24 protein-coding genes are annotated in these 23,407 nt (G+C 56.8%); 8 read left to right on the top strand and 16 right to left on the bottom strand.

Going from position 1 to position 23,407, the window contains the following annotated elements; translation table 11 throughout:
* Nucleotides 1-94: 94 nt before the first annotated feature.
* The 7 genes from chbG to osmE form a co-directional block, all read right to left on the bottom strand.
* A complete protein-coding gene (gene chbG, locus CKK19_RS19220) occupies nucleotides 95-844 on the bottom strand; it encodes a chitin disaccharide deacetylase (protein WP_063854034.1) in 750 nt (249 codons plus the stop codon).
* An 11-nt stretch (nucleotides 845-855) separates the two neighbouring features.
* Nucleotides 856-2,211 (bottom strand): 6-phospho-beta-glucosidase, encoded by a 1,356-nt coding sequence (locus CKK19_RS19215; RefSeq protein WP_022647822.1) that lies wholly within the window; start codon nucleotides 2,209-2,211, stop codon nucleotides 856-858.
* Nucleotides 2,212-2,320: 109 nt separating this feature from the next.
* Nucleotides 2,321-3,166: a transcriptional regulator ChbR gene (gene chbR / locus CKK19_RS19210; RefSeq protein ID WP_263053871.1), complete on the bottom strand. Its 846-nt coding sequence runs from the start codon at nucleotides 3,164-3,166 to the stop codon at nucleotides 2,321-2,323.
* 2 nt (nucleotides 3,167-3,168) lie between these two features.
* Nucleotides 3,169-3,516: a PTS N,N'-diacetylchitobiose transporter subunit IIA gene (gene chbA, locus CKK19_RS19205; protein ID WP_022647820.1), complete on the bottom strand. Its 348-nt coding sequence runs from the start codon at nucleotides 3,514-3,516 to the stop codon at nucleotides 3,169-3,171.
* Nucleotides 3,517-3,563: 47 nt separating this feature from the next.
* Entirely contained in the window at nucleotides 3,564-4,922 is a 1,359-nt protein-coding gene (gene chbC / locus CKK19_RS19200) for a PTS N,N'-diacetylchitobiose transporter subunit IIC (RefSeq protein WP_017384664.1), read from the bottom strand.
* An 80-nt stretch (nucleotides 4,923-5,002) separates the two neighbouring features.
* Nucleotides 5,003-5,326 (bottom strand): PTS N,N'-diacetylchitobiose transporter subunit IIB, encoded by a 324-nt coding sequence (gene chbB / locus CKK19_RS19195; protein ID WP_265349372.1) that lies wholly within the window; start codon nucleotides 5,324-5,326, stop codon nucleotides 5,003-5,005.
* 275 nt (nucleotides 5,327-5,601) lie between these two features.
* A complete protein-coding gene (gene osmE, locus CKK19_RS19190) occupies nucleotides 5,602-5,946 on the bottom strand; it encodes an osmotically-inducible lipoprotein OsmE (RefSeq protein WP_063854036.1) in 345 nt (114 codons plus the stop codon).
* Between the two features lie 231 nt (nucleotides 5,947-6,177).
* On the opposite strand from osmE, the gene nadE reads away from it, so the two are divergent.
* Nucleotides 6,178-7,005, top strand: coding sequence for an ammonia-dependent NAD(+) synthetase (nadE, locus tag CKK19_RS19185; RefSeq protein ID WP_022647817.1), 828 nt, complete (start codon nucleotides 6,178-6,180; stop codon nucleotides 7,003-7,005).
* A gap of 115 nt (nucleotides 7,006-7,120) precedes the next feature.
* Nucleotides 7,121-7,999, top strand: coding sequence for an excinuclease Cho (gene cho / locus CKK19_RS19180; RefSeq protein ID WP_032624399.1), 879 nt, complete (start codon nucleotides 7,121-7,123; stop codon nucleotides 7,997-7,999).
* Here the strand turns inward: cho and ves are convergent.
* From ves to CKK19_RS19145, 7 genes are all read right to left on the bottom strand, one after another.
* Nucleotides 7,977-8,534 carry an environmental stress-induced protein Ves gene (ves, locus tag CKK19_RS19175; protein WP_022647815.1) on the bottom strand — a complete coding sequence of 186 codons (558 nt, stop codon included), beginning with the start codon at nucleotides 8,532-8,534 and terminating at the stop codon, nucleotides 7,977-7,979. The two genes, cho and ves, sit on opposite strands and share 23 nt — an antisense overlap.
* A 167-nt stretch (nucleotides 8,535-8,701) precedes the next feature.
* Nucleotides 8,702-9,196 carry an ATP-independent periplasmic protein-refolding chaperone Spy gene (spy, locus tag CKK19_RS19170; protein WP_022647814.1) on the bottom strand — a complete coding sequence of 165 codons (495 nt, stop codon included), beginning with the start codon at nucleotides 9,194-9,196 and terminating at the stop codon, nucleotides 8,702-8,704.
* Nucleotides 9,197-9,533: 337 nt separating this feature from the next.
* A complete protein-coding gene (gene astE, locus CKK19_RS19165; protein WP_023305958.1) occupies nucleotides 9,534-10,499 on the bottom strand; it encodes a succinylglutamate desuccinylase in 966 nt (321 codons plus the stop codon).
* Nucleotides 10,500-10,508: 9 nt separating this feature from the next.
* Entirely contained in the window at nucleotides 10,509-11,834 is a 1,326-nt protein-coding gene (gene astB / locus CKK19_RS19160; RefSeq protein WP_063854037.1) for an N-succinylarginine dihydrolase, read from the bottom strand.
* Complete coding sequence (gene astD / locus CKK19_RS19155; RefSeq protein ID WP_063849316.1) at nucleotides 11,821-13,308, bottom strand: succinylglutamate-semialdehyde dehydrogenase; 1,488 nt, start codon at nucleotides 13,306-13,308, stop codon at nucleotides 11,821-11,823. The genes astB and astD overlap by 14 nt, the downstream gene beginning before the upstream one ends.
* Nucleotides 13,305-14,339, bottom strand: a complete 1,035-nt coding sequence (gene astA / locus CKK19_RS19150) for an arginine N-succinyltransferase (RefSeq protein ID WP_022647810.1) — start codon at nucleotides 14,337-14,339, stop codon at nucleotides 13,305-13,307. Before astA ends, astD begins: the two co-directional genes overlap by 4 nt.
* Nucleotides 14,336-15,556: an aspartate aminotransferase family protein gene (locus tag CKK19_RS19145; protein WP_022647809.1), complete on the bottom strand. Its 1,221-nt coding sequence runs from the start codon at nucleotides 15,554-15,556 to the stop codon at nucleotides 14,336-14,338. The genes astA and CKK19_RS19145 overlap by 4 nt, the downstream gene beginning before the upstream one ends.
* Before the next feature lie 433 nt (nucleotides 15,557-15,989).
* On the opposite strand from CKK19_RS19145, the gene xthA reads away from it, so the two are divergent.
* The 6 genes from xthA (at nucleotide 15,990) to CKK19_RS19115 (ending at nucleotide 22,165) form a co-directional block, all read left to right on the top strand.
* The gene (gene xthA / locus CKK19_RS19140) at nucleotides 15,990-16,796 is read left to right on the top strand and encodes an exodeoxyribonuclease III (protein WP_063854038.1); all 807 of its coding nucleotides are present in this window, start codon (nucleotides 15,990-15,992) and stop codon (nucleotides 16,794-16,796) included.
* Between the two features lie 6 nt (nucleotides 16,797-16,802).
* On the top strand, nucleotides 16,803-17,486 hold the full coding sequence (locus CKK19_RS19135) for a TVP38/TMEM64 family protein (protein ID WP_038415883.1): 684 nt from the start codon (nucleotides 16,803-16,805) through the stop codon (nucleotides 17,484-17,486).
* 6 nt (nucleotides 17,487-17,492) lie between these two features.
* Nucleotides 17,493-18,662 (top strand): ABC transporter substrate-binding protein, encoded by a 1,170-nt coding sequence (locus CKK19_RS19130; protein WP_074174430.1) that lies wholly within the window; start codon nucleotides 17,493-17,495, stop codon nucleotides 18,660-18,662.
* Nucleotides 18,635-20,164 (top strand): ABC transporter permease subunit, encoded by a 1,530-nt coding sequence (locus CKK19_RS19125; protein ID WP_063854039.1) that lies wholly within the window; start codon nucleotides 18,635-18,637, stop codon nucleotides 20,162-20,164. The genes CKK19_RS19130 and CKK19_RS19125 overlap by 28 nt, the downstream gene beginning before the upstream one ends.
* Complete coding sequence (locus CKK19_RS19120) at nucleotides 20,164-20,784, top strand: ATP-binding cassette domain-containing protein (RefSeq protein ID WP_063854040.1); 621 nt, start codon at nucleotides 20,164-20,166, stop codon at nucleotides 20,782-20,784. The genes CKK19_RS19125 and CKK19_RS19120 overlap by 1 nt, the downstream gene beginning before the upstream one ends.
* Nucleotides 20,785-20,857: 73 nt before the next feature.
* Entirely contained in the window at nucleotides 20,858-22,165 is a 1,308-nt protein-coding gene (locus CKK19_RS19115) for a sulfurtransferase (RefSeq protein WP_063854068.1), read from the top strand.
* On the opposite strand, the gene CKK19_RS19110 is transcribed toward CKK19_RS19115, so the two are convergent.
* Both CKK19_RS19110 and CKK19_RS19105 read right to left on the bottom strand, forming a co-directional pair.
* The gene (locus tag CKK19_RS19110) at nucleotides 22,162-22,779 is read right to left on the bottom strand and encodes a CDP-alcohol phosphatidyltransferase family protein (RefSeq protein WP_063854041.1); all 618 of its coding nucleotides are present in this window, start codon (nucleotides 22,777-22,779) and stop codon (nucleotides 22,162-22,164) included. The two genes, CKK19_RS19115 and CKK19_RS19110, sit on opposite strands and share 4 nt — an antisense overlap.
* The gene (locus tag CKK19_RS19105; protein ID WP_038415879.1) at nucleotides 22,769-23,341 is read right to left on the bottom strand and encodes a carboxymuconolactone decarboxylase family protein; all 573 of its coding nucleotides are present in this window, start codon (nucleotides 23,339-23,341) and stop codon (nucleotides 22,769-22,771) included. The genes CKK19_RS19110 and CKK19_RS19105 overlap by 11 nt, the downstream gene beginning before the upstream one ends.
* Nucleotides 23,342-23,407 lie beyond the last annotated feature (66 nt).

Here is a 23,407-nt window from a genome sequence, read left to right as displayed (position 1 = left end):
ATGTTTCCGGTTCATACCCTACGCTTACCCGGCCTATATTTCGACTGATGTTGTAGGCCCGGTAAGGCGAAGCCGTCCCCGGGCTTTATTTTGCTCACAAATCCCTGAACGTCCCCAGACGATACCCACGCTCGGCAATCGCATACTTCAACGACGCCGACGTTAGCACGTCCAGTTCCGCCAGACGCGGCCAGCAGTAGGCGCTCTTACGTACGATGTTATCGACAAACGCCGGATGCGCCATTACCTCAAGCGAGCGCTCCCCTTTTGCGGCGGAGGCATCCAGCACCTTCAGGAACAGCGCTTCGTCGATATCGTCGCCATAAAATGCGCTGCTGAACCCCTCCGTTGACGTCACCGCAACGTCCGGCAGTCCGCGCACCTCCCGATCCACGCGCATCGCCACGCCTTTACGTTTGGCAAATTCTGCCACAAGCGGGAAAATCGCCGGGACCATATGCACATGATGATGACTGTCGATATGGGTGGGCTCGCGGCCAAACACATCCACAAAGCGGTTAAACTGGCAGTCCAGCTCGCGGGCAATCTCATCAAGCGGCAAAGCGTCCTGCTCCGCCATTTCCCAAATCCATTTACCCAGCTGCCCGTCGCGTGTCAGCCCCGGCATCGGTGAAAGGGGCAACCCAAGCGTCAGCACAAAGTGCATGCCCACGCCCAGTTCGGGCAGCTCACGGCTTAACTGCGCCGCATGTTCCACCGCCTCACCGTTGATGAGCGCTGTTGTAGAGGTCACGACGCCCCGGCGACAGGCTTCGATAATGCCGTAGTTCTGCCCTTTTGACAGGCCGAAATCATCGGCATTGACGATCAGCAGGTTTTCCATCGCGCCTCCTCTTAACGGTGTGTGAGTTTCAGTTTCTCAACCGTTGCAGCAAAGTTTGGCAGCCATTTCTCATGCGCCAGGATCATCTCACTCGCGAGTTTTTCAGCGTCACGGTCAGAATGCACCAGCGGGCTCAGGTTCAGCGCCAGCAGCACGTCATTCAGCTCGCCGCTCAGGGCCGCATTGCTCGCCGCTACTTCAAAGCCTTTGATGGTGTGAATCAGGCCCATCACCTTATCGTCGAAGTGGGTAATGCGGGGATGCGGTTTTGCACCCTCGCGCCCAAGGATGCAGGTCATCTCCACGGCCCAGTCTGCCGGGATATTGTCGATGTGCCCATGATGCGGAACGTTCACATAGTGCTCGGCCTGCTTGTCATTGTAAATGGCGTTGATCACTTCACACGCGGCATCTGAATAGTATGCCCCACCGCGCTGCTCAAGCTCTTTCGGTTTGACGTTCAGGTTCGGATCTTTATACAAATCAAAAAGCTGCTTCTCTACTTTCTGCACAACCTGAGCGCGTGCGCCACCTTTGTAGTATTCGCCCATTTCAATCGCCAGCATCTCTTTCTGCTTGAAGTAGTAAAGCAGATACGAGCACGGCAGCAGATTCAGGGAGCGGATCAGCCCTTCGCTGAACGGCAGATCGAAGATGTTTTTCACCGAGGCCGCGGTCAGGCGACCAGAGGCAACGCCATCAAGCAGTTCCGCAAAGCGCGATTGCCCGTTCACAATCACATCTTTGATAAAGACCATGTGGTTCAGGCCGAACAGGTCAATGGACAATTCATCGTTATCGGTTAGCGCCAGCACATCGCGGATGAACATCTTCATGCCGATCGGAATATTGCAGACGCCGATAAAGCGTTTGAAACCGGTGTGACGATAGACTGCCTCGGTGACCATCCCGGCCGGGTTGGTAAAGTTAATCACCCACGCGTTCGGGCAGATCTCCTCCACGTCTTTAATGATGTCAAAAATGACCGGAATCGTACGCAGACCTTTAAACAGGCCACCTGCCCCGTTGGTTTCCTGGCCCAGATAACCGTGGCTCAGCGGAATACGCTCGTCCAGCTCACGCGCCTTCAGCTGGCCGACGCGCAGCTGGGTGGTCACGAAGTCAGCATCTTTCAGCGCCAGGCGGCGATCCAGCGTTTTATGCACGGTTAAAGGCACGCCTGCTTTTTCAACCATGCGTTTGCACAGTTCAAAAATAATATTTAGCTTCTCCTGACCTTCTTCAACATCCACCAGCCATAATTCGCTGACCGGTAATTCATGATAACGTTTCAGGAAACCTTCAAGTAATTCCGGGGTATAGCTGCTGCCGCCACCAATGGTAACGACTTTTAATTTCTTTTGCATAAATTCTCCCTTAGCTTATCAGGGTAATCGCCTGCAAGGTATAGCGTACTCTTCCCGCTATTTGGGAAAGCCATTACGTCAATATTCCTGGCGGATAAACCGCCGAAAGTTAATTAATTACCGTTAAATTTTTGCGGTAACTGTTCGGTGTGAATGAAGTCATTTTCTTAAAGGTTTTAATAAACAGGCTGGGGCTGCTGTAACCCGATTCGTAAGCGATATCGGTGACAGAGTAGTTAGTAATTTCCAGCTGTTTTTTGGCAAAATTGATGCGGATTTCATTAATAATTTGAACAGGCGTTTTACGGTAATAGCGCTGCGTGGCGCGCGTTAAATATTCCTGCGATTTACCCGACAGCGCCACCATGTTTTCCAGGGCGTTATCGCTGAACTGTCCTTTGTCGTGCATCAGCTCCACGGTACTGCGCAGCCACTGAGGAATATCATCCACCACCTGCTGTTCTTCACGGTGATGGCGAAGACGGTTCATGACGTAGAACGTCACGGTTTCAATAAATTCATCAAATTCATTGTCGCGGAAATTCAGCGAGGCGATAACCGTTTCAATCCAGGTCATAAACTCATTTTTAACGCGATACACCTGTGACGCCACAAAGCAGAACGGAACCAGCGGCAGATAGTGCTTCTCGAAGAAACGCCTGCTCACCCCTACGTTAAGAATGCGCGTCGCACCAAACTCATAAAAGCTCTGGTGATAGGACCCCATCGGCAGGAAGACGAAATCGCCACGCTCAAGCAGGACGCGCTTACCGTTAATCTCCTGATAGTAGCGGCCGGTCAGAACAATCGTGAACTCGTAGTAGTCATGCTGGTGCAGACCGCTGGCGCTCTCCGTTTTGTTGTAAATCACCACGTGAAAATTCTTGCCATTAAACAGCTGCTGCTCATGTGCGGTTTTGATTTCCATCGTGCCGACCTCCTGGTGCCTGTTCAGACTTACTGCATCTTCTCGTGAAGCTCGATGAGCTCCGCTACCATCTCGCGCGCCAGCATGGAGGTCATCAGGTGATCCTGCGCATGTACCAGCACCAGACTCACTTTCATCTTCCCTTCGCCCTGGTCGCTTTCGATGAGTTTCGTCTGCACCAGATGCGCTTCGTTTAACGCCGTACGGGACTGCTCCATCATGGTTTTCGCGGCAACAAAATCGCCCTGCTTAGCCTGCTTAAGCGCCGCATACGCCAGGCTTCGCGCCTGCCCGGAATTGATGATGAGCCCCATCACCACCTCTTCCAGATCGTTCACTGCGGTTTCTTCGGCAACGATACTCTCTAAATCTAACATCTTTAAGCTCCTTTACGCTGGCGCGGGTTGCCCCGCGCCGTGCAATTTTAGAATTTCAGTGCGAGGGCGATATCCTCCTCGCTCTCTTCTTCATCGATAACCGTTGCAGCCTTGTTCGCAATCGCCACGAACGGCATGTAGAGCAGGGTTGCAATCCCGAGGTTGAATATCGCCAGCAGGAAGGCGGCCACGCTACCGTTGGTGTTGAAGAACGCGCCCAGACCAGCTGGCATCGTCCACGGCGCAATGTTGGTCACCGGCGGGATAATGCCCAGGTAATACGCCGTCAGCGTAATCGCGGCCAGCAGCGGCTGAACCAGGATGAATGGAATGAACATCACCGGGTTCATGATAATTGGCAGACCAAACAGGATCGGCTCGTTAATCTGGAAGATGCCTGACGGCAGGGCCAGCTTCGCAACCTGACGATGGTCGGCGCGGCGAGAGACAATAAAGACCGCGATGATCAGACCCAGCGTCGCCCCGGTACCGCCCAGGAAGATATAGGAGTCAAGCATCGGCTTCGCCCACACATGGAAGGTTTTACCGGCCGCCAGCGCCGCATCGACGGAGCCGTACTGCTGGTAAAGCGCGACGTTTTCCAGTGCCCACGGGGTCATAATACCGCTGTCCAGCGCCGCCAGTGCCAGTGAACCATGCACGCCGAAGAACCACAGCAGGGAGGTAAAGATGACATACGCCCAACCGACCACGCTACCCATCGACGCCAGCGGCGTTGAGATAGAGTCCATAATGATCTGGTGGAAGTTAGTCCCCCAGTGTGAGAGCGCCCAGGCAATAATCCCCATGATGGAGAGAATAATGAAGCCCGGTATCAACGCGGAAAATGAACGAGAAACGGAGGCCGGAACGCTATCCGGCAAGCGGATAACCCAGTTGCGGCGAATAATAAAGGTGAACATTTCGGCCACCACCAGTCCGATAATAATACCGGAAATGATGTTTGCCCCACCCAGCCAGTTGGCGCCCACGGCGTAAGCGTCGCCCACGCTGTACGGCGTGACGGTCATAAACGCGGCAATGGACAGTAAGCCCGCCGCCAGCGGATCCACCTTACGCTCTTCCGCCAGGGCCATTCCAATAAAGAAAGGCGCCATTAGCGACATAATACCCAACGTACCGTTGTATACGTTGCCGCCAATGGCTTTTAAACCATTAAGGGTTTCAATAGTGGAAGCATCTAACCTAATTCCTAATGAATAAAAAAAGGAACCTTCTCCAAAGCTGAGAAAAACGTTGTTAATTAAAACGAACATTGCCCCGGCTAATGTCAACGGCATTAATTTAATAAAGCCGTTCTTAATGGCATTAACGTGAGGCTGCTTTCCTATTTTAACAGCAAAAGGAAGGAGTACCTTTTCAAGTGAAGCGATGACTTTACTCATAGGAAAATACCCTTAAATGCCGCAACGACCGTTACGGCGTATTGTGTGTGAAATAACTCTTTGACGGGAAAAATAAAAAATTAATTAGCAGCTTTTTTAATCGCCGCAACAGCAGTTTTTAATACACCTAAACCATCAATCTTGCCGTATAAAACGGAATCGATCACTTCGACCGGCTTATTAGGGAGCAAACGTTGAATTTCTGGCAGCATATAAGCGATTTGCGGCCCGAGTAAAATTACATCTGCTGTCTGACCCTTTTCGCCCGCCAGCGTTTCCGGAAACGCCTCAATCACCACAGGGACTTCATATTTTTCGGCCTGCGCGCGCATTTTTGAAACCAGCAGCGAAGTGGACATGCCCGCAGAGCAGAACAAGTAGATATGTTTCTTTTCCATGATAATTTCCCTCTTATTGGTCTGACCGCCGTCGCGCTATCACTCGACTCGCTATCCTGGCTGACGGGCAGTGTGCTGAACATTGTTTGTCGTTGAAGTGAGTATACGCAATGGTACAGGGAGGGGATAATTCTGGATAGACTCAAATTGTCTCTCATTGACCTGGCTTGTTGACTACCTTCACATTTCAGGCAAATATTTCGCGCTAAGAAATAAGATTTACGTATGCATAAAAAAACCGGCCATCAGGCCGGTTTGTTAACACTTTCAGGCAAGCGCGGTTACTGCGCCTTAGGTGCCTGTGGATCGGTGTCGTATTCAGCGCAGCTCTGGTAGCCCGAATTGATCACGTGACCGGTATCATCCAGGGCGACAAAGTAGGTTTCTGCCTTACCATTACGTTGACCCAGAATATAGGTCTGGCAGGTGCCACGCGCGTGGATCATAGTGACTTCTGAAGAAGGTTTACCGGCAATGGCTGCAACCTGGGAACGCGTCATGCCTTTTTTGACGTCTTTTACCACTGGCTGTGTGAACTGATCTGTGGTGCGATCGTAAGCTGTACACCCAGCCAGCATAGTCAGTACCGCCGCTGCGCTTAAAATTCCTGCTACGTTCTTGTTCATATTCCGTCCTCTTGTTTATCAGCGTGTTAACTAAGCATGGGATAAAAATTACTATTGTTCAACTTTGCGAGTTACGCCAGACGAATTTCGGAAAATTCTAATAAAACAACGATAAGCTGCTAAATCGCTGTAAAACAGTACACTCAAAACTGTGATCCTTGTCGTTTCCCCGACAAAGGGTTAGTTTTAACAGATCACACTTTCTGTTTGGTTCTGCATAGGGAGGGCGTAATGGCTCTGCAACAAGAAATTATTCAGGCGCTGGGCGCGAAACCTGCGATTAATGCCAATGAAGAGATCCGTCGTAGCGTTGATTTTTTGAAAGCTTACCTGTCCGCACACCCTTTCCTGAAGACGCTGGTACTGGGTATCAGCGGCGGTCAGGACTCCACTCTGGCCGGTAAACTTAGCCAGATGGCCATCACCGAGCTGCGTGACGAGACCGGTGACACCGCACTGCAATTTATTGCCGTACGTCTGCCGTATGGCGTGCAGGCCGACGAGCAGGACTGTCAGGATGCGATCGCCTTTATTCAGCCGGACCGTGTTCTTACCGTAAACATCAAAGGTTCGGTACTGGCAAGCGAGCAGGCCTTGCGTGAAGCCGGTATTGAACTGAGCGATTTTGTTCGTGGCAACGAGAAAGCCCGTGAGCGCATGAAAGCGCAGTACAGTATCGCAGGGATGACCAAAGGGGTCGTCGTCGGCACCGACCACGCCGCGGAAGCCATCACCGGTTTCTTCACCAAATACGGCGATGGCGGCACGGACATCAACCCCCTCTTCCGCCTGAACAAGCGTCAGGGTAAGCAACTGCTGGCGGCGTTGGGCTGCCCGGAGCACCTGTATAAGAAGGCGCCAACGGCAGACCTGGAAGACGATCGCCCTTCCCTGCCGGATGAAGCCGCGCTGGGTGTGACCTATGACAACATCGATGATTATCTGGAAGGCAAAACGCTCGACGAGGGTACCGCAAAAATTATTGAAGGCTGGTATCTGAAAACCGAGCACAAACGCCGTCCACCCATTACGGTGTTTGATGATTTCTGGAAAAAGTAAAAGCAAAACGGTAACTCAGTTTTGCAGGCCGGGTAAGGCGTAACCGCCACCCGGCTCTTTTTTAACCACCAAACACCTGCTACACTGTATGCCTGAACAGTATATGGAGCAGTATGTGAGCAGGCGTCAATCCGCCCCGCGTCTTGAGTTTGAAGCGGCGGCTATCTACGAATATCCCGAGCATCTTCGCCCCTGGCTTGAGGCGCTGCCTAAACAGCCTGGCGTCTATTTCTTCCACGGCGACAGCGACACCATGCCGCTCTATATCGGCAAAAGCGTAAATATCCGCAGTCGGGTGATGTCGCACCTGCGTACGCCGGACGAAGCGTCGATGCTCAGACAGTCCCGGCGGATCACCTGGATCGAGACGGCAGGTGAACTGGGCGCGCTTCTGCTCGAAGCCCGGCTCATCAAGGAACAGCAGCCGCTGTTTAACAAACGCCTGCGCCGCAACCGCCAGCTGTGTTCCTTGCAGGTTAACGCGGGAAAACCGCAGGTCGTTTATGCCCGGGAAGTGGATTTTTCGCATGAACCGAATCTTTACGGTCTGTTTGCCAACAAACGTGCCGCACTGCAAACTCTGCAATCCCTTGCTGATGAATTACAGCTTTGTTACGGCCTGTTAGGACTGGAAGCGACTACCCGCGGTCGCGCCTGTTTCCGCTCCGCGTTGAAACGCTGCGCCGGGGCGTGCTGTGGAAAAGAGAGCGTTGAAGAACATCATGCCCGGTTTATGGCTGGCCTGGCCTCAATCAGCGTCAACTGCTGGCCGTGGGAAGGCGCGGTGGCGTTGAAAGAGACCCGCGATGCGATGACGCACTATCACGTCATCCGCAACTGGCTCTGGCTTGGCGCGGTTGAAAGTCTGGATGACGCTGCCGCCCTGCTGCGCACACCTGCCGGGTTCGATCAGGATGGCTACAAAATTCTCTGTAAGCCGCTGTTAACCGGTAAATATGAGATAGTCATGCTCAATGACCCGGCAGCCAGGTAATTTCACTGAACAGCAGCGACCCCTTCGTTTCCAGTAGACGGAGGGTATGGCTGCCCTCTTGCCAGCTGGCGCCCTGATCGGCGGTCAGTAATTTATCGCCCAGTTGCCAGGCGCCGCTTAATACGAACGCCACGCCACCGCGTGATGCGAAGGTAGTGAACGTCCGGGTAGCAACGCGCACTTTTGCCTGGCAGTGCTCCCGTCGGGTCATGACATTGAAATCCATCGACATCTGCCCCTCCGTGAGCACGGCTTTCACCGTCAAATCGCCCGCAAAGCCGTAAGGCTGATGGTGTTTCAGGGTATGGCAAAACGCCCTCCCCGCATCCAGCGTCACCTCGCCGCCTTCCAGCAGCGTAATCACCCGGTCAACGCCCGGAAACGCGGAGAATTCGCCGTTACTGGCGATGGAGGCGATGCTGGCCCGCCAGGAAAAATCCCGCGTCGCGGGAGGGAAACAGCAAATCTCACGCGTCTCACCCGCGCCGTTACGCCAGAGACTGACGGGTATTTTACGGATATCAAAGAATTCCATGACCACTCCTGAAGGACGCACCGTGCGCCAGGGCATTTTCACAGACGTATTATCGGCAACGGTATGGCCAGACCTTAGGCATGGGGCAAAAGAAAAACCGCCGGTCCTGTCCACAGCGTTTTCGCTTGTGTAGACAGGAGCCCGGCGGTCTTAAGAGAGTGAACCGATTATTCGGCTGGTGCAGGCATTTTACCTTCCGGCGCTGCACGTTCTGTCAGACGCTTCTCAAAATTGGCATTAAATTGCTTTTTCTGTTCCGGCGTCAGAATGTTGTAAATCTTGTTCTGGGTTTCCATGTGGGCCAGCATGCGCGCTTTATGCTGCTCGGCCATTTTGTCGATCTGCGCTTCTGCTTTTGCTTTGTCGAAGCTGTCGCTGGCAATGATGTCATGCATCGCGCGGCGCTCTTCCAGCGGAGGACGTTTCATCTGGTCACGCTGACTTTTCCTGATGTCGCGGATCTGCTGCTTCTGCGCATCGGTCAGGTTCAGATCTTTAAACATCATCATCTCATGATGCATACCCGGCTTGCCTTTATGATGCATCATCATTTTGCCTTCTGCCGGCGCGGCGGTAGTGGTCGCGGTATCGGCGGCGAACGCCATGCTGGTAGCGCCCAGAGCCAGGGTAGAGGCAACAAACAGTGCAGTTAATTTACGCATAATGTCTTTCCTTACTTTCAGTTATTCTTCGGCGCTATGCCGTGTTGACGAGATTAACTTTACGGGGTTTATCGTCAATTAGTCAGAGCAACGGTAAAACAATGAAAGTATAAAAAACACGTTTTCGCCAATTATGGAGAAATTAAGGAAAAAGCGTGGAGAGATGAAACAAAAATATTCAACAGGATGATTTTAAAGAGATTATGGAGGAGTATAGCGAAGTGCCGTTTAATAATAAAGCAATTCTCCAGGAATATTCCGCAAACACTTCCAGAGCGCTTTTAACGTTAAGAAATTAATTCTTCGTTTCCCCTCCGGTCTGCGCGAGGGGAGACAATCAGGGCATTTTTTCCAGCATCAACCCGGCTCGTAAACCAAACGCGACTGACGGGTTAGGAAATAAAACATATTCCGTGGGGTTCTGTACCGCATAGCGCGTCTCACCATCTTCCGCCAGCAGGACGCCCTGGCGAAACGGCGTGAAGTTCAGCGTATGGGGCGCCATATGAAGCTGGAAAGCTTCACTTTGACGCGTGATCTGCTGTACGACCCGATAGCGCACGACGGGTTCCCGGGTGGGTTCCGGCGCAACCCCTGCGAGCAACGCCCGAAGCGCCTGATGCGTAGGGGCAAAACGCGTCAGGTCGTTTTGCCCGAACGGCAGCGCTTTTCCCAGCTCCAGCGTGCAGGACAGCGCGCCGAAATTCTCGCAGGTGAAGTGGGTAAACGTGCCGCCCGGCGTCTGGTGGAAAACCAGCGCTTCCAGTCCCGCGTCGCCAAGCCAGGTCAGAAACGCCTCATCCCACGGCTGATGGCGCTGCGGTAACACGCCAAAACGTACGTGGTACGAGGCGCGGATGGCGGTATGCAGATCGAGGTGCCAGCGCGTCTCCCCCGCCCCGGCAAAAAACGCCGTGACCACCTTCTCCAGCCATTGCGCACGTGTCGTTTCATCACTCTGTGGAAATTGCGCCCAGCGGCCACCAAACATTCGGTTGATGTCGCTCACGAGATACCGTTTGTTTTGCGCCAGCGCAGGCGGATTTCCCAGTACCACCAGCAGACGGCAGTGCAGCGTGATCTCTGCGCGATACAGCGCGCGCAGCAACAGATCGACAATCTCCACGGGCGCGGTTTCATTCCCGTGAATGCCGGTAGAAAGCAGCAGCGACAGGTTATATTGCCCCGTCGGCATCAGTTCAAGCACGCCCGGCCCCAGCCATCGCCAGTGGAACGAGGGGCCTTCCCCCTCGTGCCGCTCCGGTGTCTCTTCAGCCAGCGTCAGCGCCAGAAAGTTTTCCATATCGTCTCCTTAGCGCTGGAACGGATAAACCGATCCCAGTTGCAGGATGGTTGATAATGCATCCAGCGTCTCGCGGCCTTCGCGCAGCAGCTGCGGATCAACCAGATCGGCCTGAACCAGACGGTCACGATAGTAGCGGTCCACCCAGTCATTGAGGGTATTGAACAGCGTGTCGTTCATCATCACCGACGGATTCACGGCCTGCATTTCCTCCGGCGTTAACACCACGCGCAGTCGCAGGCACGCCGGTCCCCCGCCGTTGGCCATACTTTCCCGCAGATCAAACACGCGCAGTTCATCAATCGGGTTATCCGCCTGTACCAGTTCGCTGAGATAGCGCCAGACGCCCTGATGGTTGCGGGACTCCTGCGGCAGCACCAGCATCATGCTGCCGTCATCCCGGCTCAGCAGCTGGCTGTTGAACAGATACGTTTCGACCGCATCCTGCACGCTTACCGCCTGCGTGGGCACCAGAATCGGCATAAATCCCGGCACGCGTTCGCGCAGCGTGGCCAGCAACTTTTCCTGATGGGCAAACGCCTGCTCGTGGCAGAACAGCACCTGACGGTTGGAAACGGCAATCACGTCGTTATGAAACACGCCCTGGTCGATCACCTGCGGATTTTGTTGGGCAAAAATCACCTGAGTAGGATTAACCTGGTTCAGCCGTGCAACCGCCTGGCTTGCGGCTAAGGTTTGTCTCGCCGGATAACGAACCGGCGCGGCGTGGCCGCCCTCTTCCCGTCCATAGATAAACAGCTGCAAACCCGGATCGCCGTAATCGCCACCCAGACGGTTGTGGTTTGCCGCCCCTTCGTCGCCAAACATCGCGACCTGCGGCAGCGCCGAATGCACCTCAAAATGCGCATCATGATTAAAAATGGCGCGCAGCACGCGCCCGGTGGTCTCCGCTTCGCTGGCGCGGTGGAATTTGTTGTTCAGGTTAGCGACGGTCAGATGCACTTTGCCGTCCAGCGTATCCGCCGACGGCGCGACGGTGGCGGCATTCGCTACCCACATTGAAGAGGCTGAACTGGCCGCGGAAAGCAGCTGTGGGGACTGCGTACCGGCTTTTTCAACCACCTGTTCATCCGTACCGCTGAAGCCCAGCTGGCGCAGCACGGCCACGTTCGGCCGCTCCTGCGGCGGGATTACCGCCTGCGGGAAACCGGCATCGGACAGCGCCTTCATTTTCAATAGCCCCTGCTTGGCCGCCAGCTTCGGGTTCGAGACCTGGAAACGGTGCTTCGTCGAAGCTTCATTGCCGAACGACAGCCCGGCATAGTGGTGCGTCAGCCCCACCAGTCCGTCAAAGTTAACCTCACGCGCTTTCATGGGCGTCACCCTCTGTAAAATCCAGCCCCGGATTCAACGTCTCCGGCAGAGTCAGCGCCGGGGTTTCCAGGCTTGCCATCGGCCACGCGCAGTAATCGGCGGCATACCAGGCGCTGGCGCGATGGTTGCCCGATGCCCCTACGCCACCAAACGGCGCGGTGCTCGCCGCGCCGGTCAGCGGTTTGTTCCAGTTCACGATCCCGGCGCGCGCTTCCAGCAGCAGCTGGTCGAATTTCTCGCGATGCGGGGATATCAAGCCGCTCGACAGGCCGTAGCGGGTGTTGTTGGCCATCTCGATCGCCGATGCAAAATCGTCATAGCGCCAGACGCACAGCAGCGGGCCAAAGACCTCTTCATCCGGCACGTTGCTCGTCGCACTCATCTCAATAATCCCCGGCGTCAGCAGCGATGTGCCCGGCATTACCTGCTTCGGCTCCAGCAGGGTTTTCGCCCCGCGCGCCACGTGCTCCTGCCACGCTTTCAGCACGTTCAGCGCCGCCTGCCCGGAGATCAGCCCGCCGATAAACGGCTGCGGCTCGGTATCCCATTTCGCGGGAACCAGACGCCCGCTCACCTCCACCAGACGCTTAAGAAACGCATCCCCCTGCGCGCCGCGTTTAACCAGCAGGCGGCGGGCGCAGGTGCAGCGCTGTCCGGCGGTAATGAATGCCGACTGAATGGTCAGGTGGACCGCAGCATCGATATCATCCGGATCTTCCACAATCAGCGGGTTGTTGCCACCCATCTCCAGCGCCAGAATTTTTTCCGGCTGCCCCGCCAGCTGACGATGCAGCTGATAACCCGTTCCGGCACTGCCGGTAAACAGCAGACCGTCAATGTCGCTCAGCGCACTCAGCGCCTGACCGGTTTCACGCCCGCCCTGCACCAGATTCAGCACGCCCGGCGGCAGCCCCGCCTGCTCCCAGAGTTTTACCACCGCTTCTCCGGTTAAGGGGGTTAACTCACTCGGCTTGAAGATGACGGTATTTCCCGCCAGCAGCGCAGGCACAATATGCCCGTTCGGCAGATGCCCGGGGAAGTTGTACGGGCCAAACACCGCCAACACCCCGTGCGGACGGTGGCGCAACGTGGCGGCGCCGTCCGGCATCCCGGTATGCTGCTCACCGGTGCGGGCGTGGTACGCCTTCACCGATATACCGATTTTATTGATCATCGCCGTCACTTCGGTTGTTGCCTCCCAGCGCGGCTTGCTGGTTTCGCAGGCAATGATGCGGGTCAGCTCTGCTTTATTGGCCTCCAGCAGCGCAGCAAATTTCTCAACCAGCGCCTGGCGCTCGGAGAATGGCCGTTTCGCCCATGCCGGAAACGCGCGGCGTGCAGCCTGGCAGGCCTGCTCAACCTGCCCGGCGCTGGCGTCGCTCCCCGACCAGAGCACCTCCTGGCCGACCGGGTTAGTTTTTGTCCGCGCATCACCTTCGCCCGTTACCCAGTCACCGTTAATCCATAGAGTCATGCTGTTTTCTCCTCAGGGCAGAGCCGCACCAGGCGAACCGTGTCGCCAGCGTTACATTTCAGGGCATCCAGTTGCGCAGCCGTCAGTACCAGACGCTCGCATGTTGGGTTGGTTCGCACCAGCATGGCGCGGAAGTTGGCGTAATTCTCGTTCGAGACCAGGCAGGCTGGCCACTCGCCCGGCGCGGGCTGGCCTTCTGAAACCTCAACCAGGCGGCTTTTACGGATGGCGCGTACGCGGTCAATATCGCATTCCAGCGTTGGACCGCCGTCAAAGATGTCGACGTAATTGCGGTAGCGAAAACCCTCTTTCTCCAGCACTGCACGGGCCGGGGCGGTTTGCGGGTGAACTTCGCCGATCACCGCCTGCGCTTCCGGCGTTAAGAAATGGGTATAAATAGGATGCTTCGGCATTAACTCGGCGATAAACGCCTTCTGACCGGTACCGCACAGGTAATCCGCCCGGCTAAATTCCATGGAGAAGAAGCGTTCGCCCAGGCTCTCCCAGAACGGCGAGTAGCCCGTCTCATCAATTACGCCGCGCATCTCCGCGACCACTTTTTCGTTGAAGCGGTCGCGAAAGGCGGCCATAAACATGAAGCGCGATTTGGAGAGCAGATAACCGTTACCCTCTTTGCGCCAGTCCGGATCGAGAAACAGGGTGCAGAGTTCGCTGGCGCCGGTATGGTCATTACAGAGAAAGAGCGTCGGCAGCGCGTTGTAGACGTTCAGCTCTTTCGAGGCGTGGACCATCGTGCCGACGCGGTAGTTGTACCACGGATCGTTGAGCCCGACGGCCACTTCGATAGCGCAAATCCCCGCCACGGTTCCCGTGTCGGTCTCTTCCAGCACGAACACATAGCCCTGTTCGCTTTTTGGCAACGTCCCCTGCCAGGTTTGCAGGGCGCGCTCAATGCGCGCCGACAGCGTTTTTTCATCGGCAGGCAGCGAGGTCAGCCCGCCCCCTGTCTTACCGGCAAGCTGCATAAGCCCGGCGAGATCGCCGTGCGCAACGGGACGGATGACCATCATGATGACACCCCGGACTTCACCTGTTCGCAGGCCAGCGCAAAACGATCTAACCCGGTTCTGACCTCTTCCTCACTGACGATCAGCGCAGGGGCAAACCGCACCACGTTAGCGCCGGCAATCAACACCATCACGCCCTGCTTTGCCGCTTCCTGTGAAATCAGCTTCGCTTTGCCAGCAAACTCAGGGGCAAGCTCACAACCTATCAACAGCCCCAGACCGCGGATCTCTTTGAACATGCCGGTCTGGTTATTGATGGCGGTAAGACGCTCAACAAACCACTGGTGACGCTGCTTCACGCCGCTAAGCACCTCAGGAGTGTTGATGATATCCAGCACCTGTCCGGCGACAGCGGTTGCCAGCGGGTTACCGCCGTAAGTGGTGCCATGGGTGCCCACGGTCATCACGCTGGCGAATGTATCGGTGGTCAGCATCGCCCCCACCGGGAAGCCGCCGCCGAGCGCTTTGGCTGTTGAAAGCACATCCGGGGTCACGCCATAGTGCATGTAGGCGTACAGCTCACCCGTGCGGCCCACGCCGGTCTGGACTTCGTCAAAAATCAGGACCGCGTTATGCCGATCGCACAGCTCGCGCAGCCCTTGCAGGAACGCTTTCTGGGCGGGCATGACGCCGCCTTCCCCCTGCATGGGCTCGACAATCACCGCACAGGTGGTGTCGTCAATCAGCTCGCTGGCAGAGTGTAAATCGTTATACGCCGCATGACGGATATCCGGCGGCAGCGGCGCAAAATCCTGAGAATATGAGGGCTGACCACCCGCACTGACGGTAAACAGCGTGCGGCCATGGAAGGCATTTTTAAAGGCTACGATGCCGCTCTTGTGCGGGCCGAATTTATCGTGCGCATATTTGCGCGCCAGCTTCAGCGCCGCTTCGTTCGCTTCCGCGCCGGAGTTACAGAAAAAGACTTTTTCTGCGAAAGTGGCGTCGATCAGCTTCTTCGCCAGACGCAACGCCGGTTCGTTGGTATAACCGTTGCCGGTATGCCAGAATTTCGCCGCCTGATCATTCAGCGCCTGCCGCAGCGCCGGGTTTGCATGCCCCAGCGCATTCACCGCAATCCCACCCGCAAAGTCGATATACTCTTTGCCCTGCTGATCCCACAGGCGAGAGCCCTCCCCACGTACCGGAATAAAAGCCGCCGGAGCGTATACCGGCATCATCCATTCATCGAAATTTTCACGCGTAACTGACAGAGACATAGCGACCTCATCCGGTAAATAAAAGGTTGTTTAAATGTTAAATAATTGAGTGTTTGCACTGTGAATGTAGATTGCAGCGTTCGTGCCAGCCAGCGATAAAAATGCATAAACGGATTTGGGCAACACAATATCAATGAGTTACAATATGGAGTTATTCACTGTTAATGCATAAATAGTGAATATTTTCACGACAAGCGGCGCTTTGCCGCACGAAAACAAGAAAGAGTATGCACATGCCAAATATAATTCTGGAATTGTGATCGCTCGCGAAATTTATCGGTCCTTTACGCCCTGTTCGAGGGCAAAACGCGTCGAAATGGTGCAAATATTGCACCGTCGGCATTATCTGTCGCAGTAATTGGACGAAGCGGATAACAGACGACGTAAATTCTGCTACCATCCTTGCACTATTCACCTTGCATTGGCAGCGACTATGAAATTTGTCTCTTTTAATATCAACGGCCTGCGTGCCCGCCCTCACCAGCTCGAAGCGATTGTTGAGCAACATCAGCCAGATGTGATCGGCTTGCAGGAGACAAAAGTTCACGACGATATGTTCCCGCTCGAAGAGGTAGCGAAGCTGGGCTATAACGTTTTTTACCACGGTCAGAAAGGCCACTACGGCGTTGCGCTGCTGACCAAAGATACGCCGGTGTCGGTGCGTCGTGGCTTTCCGAGTGACGGTGAAGAAGCACAGCGTCGTCTCATCATGGCTGAGCTGCCTTCCCCGCTGGGTAACATCACAGTGATTAATGGTTACTTCCCGCAGGGTGAAAGCCGCGACCACCCGACCAAATTCCCGGCCAAAGCCAAATTTTATCAGGATCTGCAAAACTACCTTACGACCGAACTCAACAAAGATAATCCGGTGCTGATCATGGGGGATGTGAATATCAGCCCGACTGATCTGGACATTGGCATTGGCGAAGACAGCCGCAAGCGCTGGCTGCGCACCGGGAAATGTTCCTTCCTGCCGGAAGAGCGCGAGTGGATGCAGCGCTTGCTTGACTGGGGGCTGGTGGATACCTTCCGCACCGCTAACCCGGAGACGCAGGATCGCTTCTCGTGGTTTGACTACCGCTCTAAAGGCTTCGATGACAACCGGGGCCTGCGTATTGATCTGCTGCTGGCGAGCGCCCCCCTGGCCGAACGCTGCATCGAAACCGGTATCGACTATGATATTCGCAGCATGGAAAAACCGTCCGACCATGCGCCGGTATGGGCAACGTTCAAGCTGTAATCCTCAGTGAATATTAAAAAAATCAGTCTCCTGTGCGCCCTTCTGGGCGCATTTGTTTTGATCGTTGTTTTGCTTCCTCCGGGCATGCTCTCCCTCGACACGCTAAAAATACACCAGCAAACGTTGCTTGATCGTGTGGAGCAGGCGCCCCTTCAGAGCGCGCTGATCTATTTTGCGGTTTACGTTCTGGTCTCTGCGCTGTCGATACCCGGGGCTGCGCTTCTGACGCTGCTCGGCGGGGCGATTTTCAGCCTGTGGGAGGCGACGCTGTTGGTGTCATTGGCCTCGACGCTCGGCGCCACGCTTGCCATGCTCGTCAGCCGTTATCTGCTGCGTGACTGGGTGCAACGGCGCTTTGCCGCACAGATGAACACGATCGATGCGGGGATGGTTCGCGATGGCGCGCGCTACCTTTTTGCCCTGCGCCTGATGCCGTTGTTTCCGTTCTTTCTGGTCAATTTGCTGATGGGGCTAACCCGTATCCAGGTGCGTCACTACTGGTGGGTCAGCCAGCTTGCGATGCTACCTGCCACCGTCATTTATCTGAACGCCGGACGCGAGCTGGGAAAACTCACCACGCTGCGCGATATTCTGTCGCCGGGACTGCTGTTCGCCTTTACACTATTAGGGTTATTACCGCTGGTCACTCGCTGGCTGTTTTCCCGTTACATCCCTTCGATTAAAAAGTGAGGCATTATGCGCCGGGTGCGTTTTTGCGCGTTTCTGACGAGTCTGCTGCTGGCAACCTCTGCCTTCGCCGCAGAAAGCTGGCAATCCATTCAGCAACAGGCCACCGGGCAGACCGTCTGGTTTAACGCCTGGGGCGGTGACGAGGCCGTTAACCGCTACCTCGACTGGGTGAGCGGCGAGATGAAAACGCACTACGCCATTAACCTGAAGATCGTTCATCTGGCCGATGCCGCCGATGCGGTGAAGCGGATCCAGACGGAACAGGCCGCAGGACGCAGCAGTAACGGGTCGGTGGATCTACTCTGGGTAAACGGGGAAAACTTCCGCACGCTGAAGGAGGCAAACCTGCTGCTCACCGGCTGGGCGCAAACCCTACCCAACTGGCGTTACGTCGATACCCGTAAACCGGTCACGGAAGATTTTGCCATCCCGACCGATGGGGCGGAATCCCCATGGGGCGGCGCGCAGTTAACCTTCATCGCCCGTAAAGCGAGTATGCCGATGCCTCCGGCAGATCCCCACGCGCTGCTGGCTTACGCTCAGCAGCACCCTGGCAAGGTGAGCTATCCGCGACCGCCGGATTTTACCGGCACGGCGTTTCTTGAACAGCTTCTGCTGGCATTGACCGCCCATCCGGAGGCATTAAAAAACGCGCCGGACGGCACCTTTGCAGAGATCACCGCGCCGCTGTGGAACTATCTTGATACGCTGCATCCCCTGCTGTGGCGCGAAGGGAACGATTTTCCGCCATCGCCTGCGCGCATGGATACGCTGCTGGCCAGCGGCAGCCTGAACCTGTCGCTCACCTTTAACCCCGCTCATGCGATGCAAAAGGTGGCGAGCGGTGAACTGCCTGCCGACAGCTACAGTTTCGGCTTTCTCAAAGGCATGATCGGCAACGTCCATTTTGTCGCTATCCCGGCAAATGCCAGTGCGAGCGCAGGGGCGAAAGTGGTGGCAAATTTCCTGCTGTCACCGCAGGCGCAGATCCGCAAAGCCGATCCTGCCGTCTGGGGTGACCCGAGCGTGCTGGATGGTGCCAAACTACCTGCGAAAGCGGCAAAACAGCTTCATGCCTTTACCCCTTCAGGCACGCCTGATGTGCTTCCCGAACCGCACGCCGCCTGGGTTAACGCCCTGGAGCAGGAATGGCTTCGCCGCTACGGAACCCGCTAAGCGGGCTGGTATGGGCGGCAATGGCGGTCATCTATCTGCCACTGCTTCCCGCCAGCGGCATGCTGCTGGCCCCGGCGTTTTCTCTCAGTAACTGGGCGGCGCTGTTTGCCGACCCGCAGCTGCCGCAGGCGCTGGCCGCTACGCTGGTATCAACCCTCATCGCGACGCTGGGTTCACTGTTTATCGCCCTGAGCCTGCTTGCGCTTCTCTGGCCGGGTGATGGCTGGCAGCGCCTGAGCACCCGTCTGCCGTGGCTGTTAGCCGTGCCGCACGTCGCCTTCGCCACCAGCGCGCTGCTGCTGTTTGCGGAAGGCGGTCAGTTTTACCGGATCTGTACAGTCTGTTCGCCGCAGCTTGACCGCTACGGTATCGGGCTTGGCCTGACGCTTGCGGTCAAAGAGAGCGCGTTCGTTCTGTGGGCAATCTACGCCGCACTGCCTGAAAAGCGCCTCGCACAGCAGAAAATTGTCCTGCATACCTTCGGCTACGGACGAATGCAGGCGCTTAACTGGCTCGTCCTCCCGGCTATCGCCCCCGCGCTGGGCGCCGTGATGCTGGCGGTGCTCGCCTGGTCGCTTTCCGTGGTGGATGTGGCGATCGTGCTCGGGCCGGGCAACCCACCTACGCTGGCGGTGCTGGCCTGGCAGTGGCTCACGCAGGGCGATGCGCAGCAGCAGACAAAAGGAACGTTGCTGTGTCTGGTGTTGCTCCTGCTGCTGGCCGCACTTGCCGCGGTGGGATACAGCCTCTGGACGGCTTGGCGGCGCGCCCAGCCTGATGTCTCGGGGGTACGTCGCGCTTCGCATACCGCGTTGCCCGCACGGACGCTGGGCGGGTTACTGCCGCTGTGCGGCGTGCTCTGTGCGCTGGTTCTGCTGATGCTGGCACGCCGGGGCGACATCGGCCCCGTCAGCGACAGCCTTTCACTGGGACTGCTGTCCAGCCTGACAGCGCTGGCCATCCTCATGATCTGGCTTGAGTGGGGACCCCAGCGCGGCGCGGTGTGGATCTGGCTGCCGCTTGCCCTCCCGGCGCTGCCCCTCGTGTCCGGGCAGTATGCCGTGGCGCTGTGGCTGGGCATCGACGGCCAGTACGCTGCGGTGCTCTGGAGCCATATGCTCTGGGTTCTCCCGTGGATGCTCCTGGTGCTGCAACCGGCCTGGCGCAGGCTCGATCCCCGGCTTATCCTCACCGCCAGAACGCTGGGCTGGCGACAGGCGAAAATTTTCTGGTTAGTGAAATGTCCCCTGATGGTTCGTCCGGCCCTGCTGGCCTTTGCGACCGGCTTTTCCGTGAGCATGGCCCAGTACATGCCCACCCTCTGGCTGGGAGCGGGTCGTTTTACTACTCTGACGACGGAGGCGGTCGCCCTCAGCAGCGGCGGCAGCGTTCCGATCCTCGCCAGCCGGGCGCTGGGTCTGTTGCTGTTAACCAGCAGCGTATTTGCCCTTGCCGCACTGCTCGCCCGGTTCGTGGGCCGTTACAGACAAGGATTACGTTAATGCTGAACGTGAAAAATCTCACCATTGCGCCACTCTTACGTGAGGTCAACTTCCGCGTCCCGGCAGGGGAGATTCTCACGCTGATGGGACCCTCCGGGAGCGGGAAATCGACCCTTTTCGCCTGGATGGTGGGCGCGTTATCCGCTGATTTTAAGGCGCACGGCGAGCTGTGGCTGAACGATCGACGCTGCGATCTGCTCCCCGTGGAAACGCGCGGGATCGGCATTCTGTTTCAGGATGCCCTGCTGTTTGACGCCTTCAGCGTGGGGCAAAACCTGATGCTGGCGCTGCCGGCGCACGTTGCCGGACGCGCGCGGCGCGACGCGGTAGAGCAGGCTCTTGAATCTGCCAGGCTGGCAAACCTCTACGCCAGCGATCCGGCGACCCTTTCCGGCGGCGAGCGCGCCCGGGTCAGCCTGCTGCGCGCCCTTCTCGCCCAGCCGCAGGCATTGCTGCTCGACGAACCGTTCAGCCGACTGGATAAAACGCTCCGCGCCTCATTCCGGGCGTGGGTATTCGAAACCACTCGCCAGCGCAAGATCCCGGTGGTGCTGGTCACGCATGATGAGGAAGATATCCCGCCCGGCGGAGAGGTGATTGAGATTTCTCGCTGGCAATAATGTGCTAACGCAATGTTTTTGGCTTCAGGAGAGACGACAATGCCACCCTCTTTTAATGACGTCAGGTTTTTCGATGAAACGTGTTTCTCAACTGACCGCGCTGGCTCTGATCTGCGGCCTCGCCTCACTCTCCTCCATGGCGGCTGATATGCCCCACTCCCTCACGCTGGACCAGCTCCAGGCGCAAAACGGCGCGGTAATTGATACGCGCATCAGTGCGTTCTATAACGGCTGGCCGCAGACGCTGCGCGGAACGTCCGGGCATGAACCCGCCGCGCTTAATCTCTCTGCAGGCTGGCTTGGGGCAATGAGCGATGAACAGCTCAGCGGCTGGGCAAAACAGCATCGGATTACGCCCGACATGCCGGTTGCGCTCTATGGCCACGATGATGATAACCAGACCGTCAAAACGCGGCTGGAAAAAGCGGGTTTTACCCACGTTTCCATCCTGAGCGATGCCCTGCAACAATCCGACCGTTTGCAACGTCTGGCACATTTTGAACAGCTGGTTTATCCGCAGTGGATCCACCTGTTGCAGCAGGGCAAACCCGTTACTGCCGCACCAGCCGGAGAGTGGAAGGTGATCGAGGCTGGCTGGGGTGCGCCGAAGCTTTATCTCCTGAGCCACATTCCCGGCGCGGGCTACATCGACACCAATGAAGTGGAAAGCGAACCGCTGTGGAATAAGGTCGCTGACGAAAAGTTGAAAGCGATGCTGGCGAAGCACGGGATCCGTCACGATACCACCGTCATTCTGTACGGTCGCGACGTATATGCCGCCGCGCGCGTGGCGCAGATCATGCTCTACGCGGGCGTGAAGGATGTGCGAATTCTGGACGGCGGCTGGAAGGCATGGTCAGACGCCAGCCTGCCCGTTGAGCGCGGAACGCCTGAGAACGTGAATCCAGCCCCTGATTTTGGCGCGCCGATCCCGGGCCAGCCCCGGCTGATGGTGGATATGGAACAGGCCCGGGGAATGCTGCACCGTCAGGATGCATCCCTGGTGAGCATTCGTTCCTGGCCAGAGTTTATCGGTGAAACCAGCGGCTACAGCTATATCAAGCCAAAAGGTGACATTGCCGGTGCGCGCTGGGGCCATGCGGGTAGCGACGCGACCCACATGGAAGATTTCCACAATCCGGATGGCACCATGCGCAGCGCCGATGACATTGCCGCCATGTGGAAGACGTGGAATATCCTGCCGGAGCAGCACGTTGCGTTTTACTGCGGCACCGGCTGGCGCGCGTCTGAAGCCTTCATGTACGCCCGCGCCATGGGCTGGCAAAACGTTGCCGTCTACGACGGCGGCTGGTACGAATGGAGCAGCCATCCGCAGAACCCGGTCTCCACCGGGGAGCGTGGACCGGAGAGTACACGCTAGCGGGGGAGTGACTTCAGCGTCACGTAACCGCTCCAGATTCGCGTTGTGGTGGTCAGCCAGCACAACGCGCCAAACGCCCAGGCGAACAGCGTGAAGTGTGCCGGAAACAGGCAGCACAGCACAAACAGCGCGATGGTCTCCGTTCCTTCCGTTAATCCTCCAATGTAATAAAGCGACTTGTGCGCGTAGCCGGGGTTGTCGATATTATGCTTCCCCGCCAGCGCGGCAAAGGCCAGGAAACTGCTGCCCGTCCCCATAAACGCGAACAGCAGCCAGGCGGCGGCGATCGCATTGTCAGCCGGAGCGGCCAGCGCGAAGCCAAACGGTACCAGCGCGTAAAACAGGAAGTCGAGGGCGATATCAAGAAATCCTCCCGCGTCCGTCATGCCACGGCGACGCGCCAGCGCACCGTCCAGACCATCCAGCAGCCGGTTCAGCACAATGGCGACCAGCGCCGCCAGATACCAGCCCAACGCCAGAAACGGTAACGCCAGTACGCCAATCGCAAACCCGGCGAGCGTTAACCCATCAGGCGTAATAAACGGTTTATCCAGCGCGGCGGCCAGCTGATTTAACCCGGGCTTCAGCCGTGGATGCAGATGTTTATCCAGCATGCGGTTCACCTTTAAACGTGGCACACAGGCCCTGAGCCGGGATATCCAGCGCGGCGTTAAAGCGGGCGGAAAGGTTCTGAAAGGCAATCAGAGCCGTCATTTCGGTGATAGTCTCTTCGCTAAAGTGGCGCTTCAGCTGGTTTTTGATATTTTCATCCACCTGAGGCGGCGTGGCGGTGACCGCTTCCGCATAGGCCAGCGCCGCGCGCTCCTCTTCGCTGAACAGGGTGGAATTTTGCCAGTCGTTGACGGCCTGCACTTTATCCAGCGCCCCGCTCCGCTCGGCCAGACGCAGGCTGTTGGCATCAATACAAAATGCGCAGTGGCAGATCTGCGAGACCCGCGTCATTAGTAACGAACGCAGAACCGGCGTCAAACGCGCCTTGCGCCGCTCCAGATAGCCGACAAATAGCGCTACCAGCCAGAAAAGACGCGGCATACGCCCCCACCAGCGCGTGGGGTTCAGCACCGCGCCGAAGTGTTTTTTCTGCATGGCAGCAATGGGCTTGAGGCTGACGGGAAGGGTTTCCATGGGCGCAACCCAGGCGGCTGTCTCTTTCACCTGATTCTCCTGATGGCTGGACTCTTTGGCAGGGCACGATAATATGTCGTTTTCCGCTATTAATTA

Origin of the sequence: Enterobacter sp. CCUG 70166, from assembly GCF_020224095.1 — a bacterium.
In the GTDB taxonomy this organism is placed as follows: Bacteria; Pseudomonadota; Gammaproteobacteria; order Enterobacterales; family Enterobacteriaceae; genus Enterobacter; species Enterobacter intestinihominis.
The sequence above is the reverse complement of the archived record's forward strand: the minus strand, read 5'-3'. Positions and strand labels throughout refer to the sequence as shown.

Excerpts from the sequence above, each read along its gene's own strand:
- chbG (WP_063854034.1), bottom strand. The coding sequence starts at position 844 with ATGGAAAACCTGCTGATCGTCAATGCCGATGATTTCGGCCTGTCAAAA.
- CKK19_RS19215 (WP_022647822.1), bottom strand. The coding sequence starts at position 2,211 with ATGCAAAAGAAATTAAAAGTCGTTACCATTGGTGGCGGCAGCAGCTAT.
- chbA (WP_022647820.1), bottom strand. The coding sequence starts at position 3,516 with ATGTTAGATTTAGAGAGTATCGTTGCCGAAGAAACCGCAGTGAACGAT.
- chbC (WP_017384664.1), bottom strand. The coding sequence starts at position 4,922 with ATGAGTAAAGTCATCGCTTCACTTGAAAAGGTACTCCTTCCTTTTGCT.
- osmE (WP_063854036.1), bottom strand. The coding sequence starts at position 5,946 with ATGAACAAGAACGTAGCAGGAATTTTAAGCGCAGCGGCGGTACTGACT.
- nadE (WP_022647817.1), top strand. The coding sequence starts at position 6,178 with ATGGCTCTGCAACAAGAAATTATTCAGGCGCTGGGCGCGAAACCTGCG.
- ves (WP_022647815.1), bottom strand. The coding sequence starts at position 8,534 with ATGGAATTCTTTGATATCCGTAAAATACCCGTCAGTCTCTGGCGTAAC.
- spy (WP_022647814.1), bottom strand. The coding sequence starts at position 9,196 with ATGCGTAAATTAACTGCACTGTTTGTTGCCTCTACCCTGGCTCTGGGC.
- astE (WP_023305958.1), bottom strand. The coding sequence starts at position 10,499 with ATGGAAAACTTTCTGGCGCTGACGCTGGCTGAAGAGACACCGGAGCGG.
- astB (WP_063854037.1), bottom strand. The coding sequence starts at position 11,834 with ATGAAAGCGCGTGAGGTTAACTTTGACGGACTGGTGGGGCTGACGCAC.
- astD (WP_063849316.1), bottom strand. The coding sequence starts at position 13,308 with ATGACTCTATGGATTAACGGTGACTGGGTAACGGGCGAAGGTGATGCG.
- astA (WP_022647810.1), bottom strand. The coding sequence starts at position 14,339 with ATGATGGTCATCCGTCCCGTTGCGCACGGCGATCTCGCCGGGCTTATG.
- CKK19_RS19145 (WP_022647809.1), bottom strand. The coding sequence starts at position 15,556 with ATGTCTCTGTCAGTTACGCGTGAAAATTTCGATGAATGGATGATGCCG.
- xthA (WP_063854038.1), top strand. The coding sequence starts at position 15,990 with ATGAAATTTGTCTCTTTTAATATCAACGGCCTGCGTGCCCGCCCTCAC.
- CKK19_RS19130 (WP_074174430.1), top strand. The coding sequence starts at position 17,493 with ATGCGCCGGGTGCGTTTTTGCGCGTTTCTGACGAGTCTGCTGCTGGCA.
- CKK19_RS19125 (WP_063854039.1), top strand. The coding sequence starts at position 18,635 with ATGGCTTCGCCGCTACGGAACCCGCTAAGCGGGCTGGTATGGGCGGCA.
- CKK19_RS19120 (WP_063854040.1), top strand. The coding sequence starts at position 20,164 with ATGCTGAACGTGAAAAATCTCACCATTGCGCCACTCTTACGTGAGGTC.
- CKK19_RS19115 (WP_063854068.1), top strand. The coding sequence starts at position 20,858 with ATGAAACGTGTTTCTCAACTGACCGCGCTGGCTCTGATCTGCGGCCTC.
- CKK19_RS19110 (WP_063854041.1), bottom strand. The coding sequence starts at position 22,779 with ATGCTGGATAAACATCTGCATCCACGGCTGAAGCCCGGGTTAAATCAG.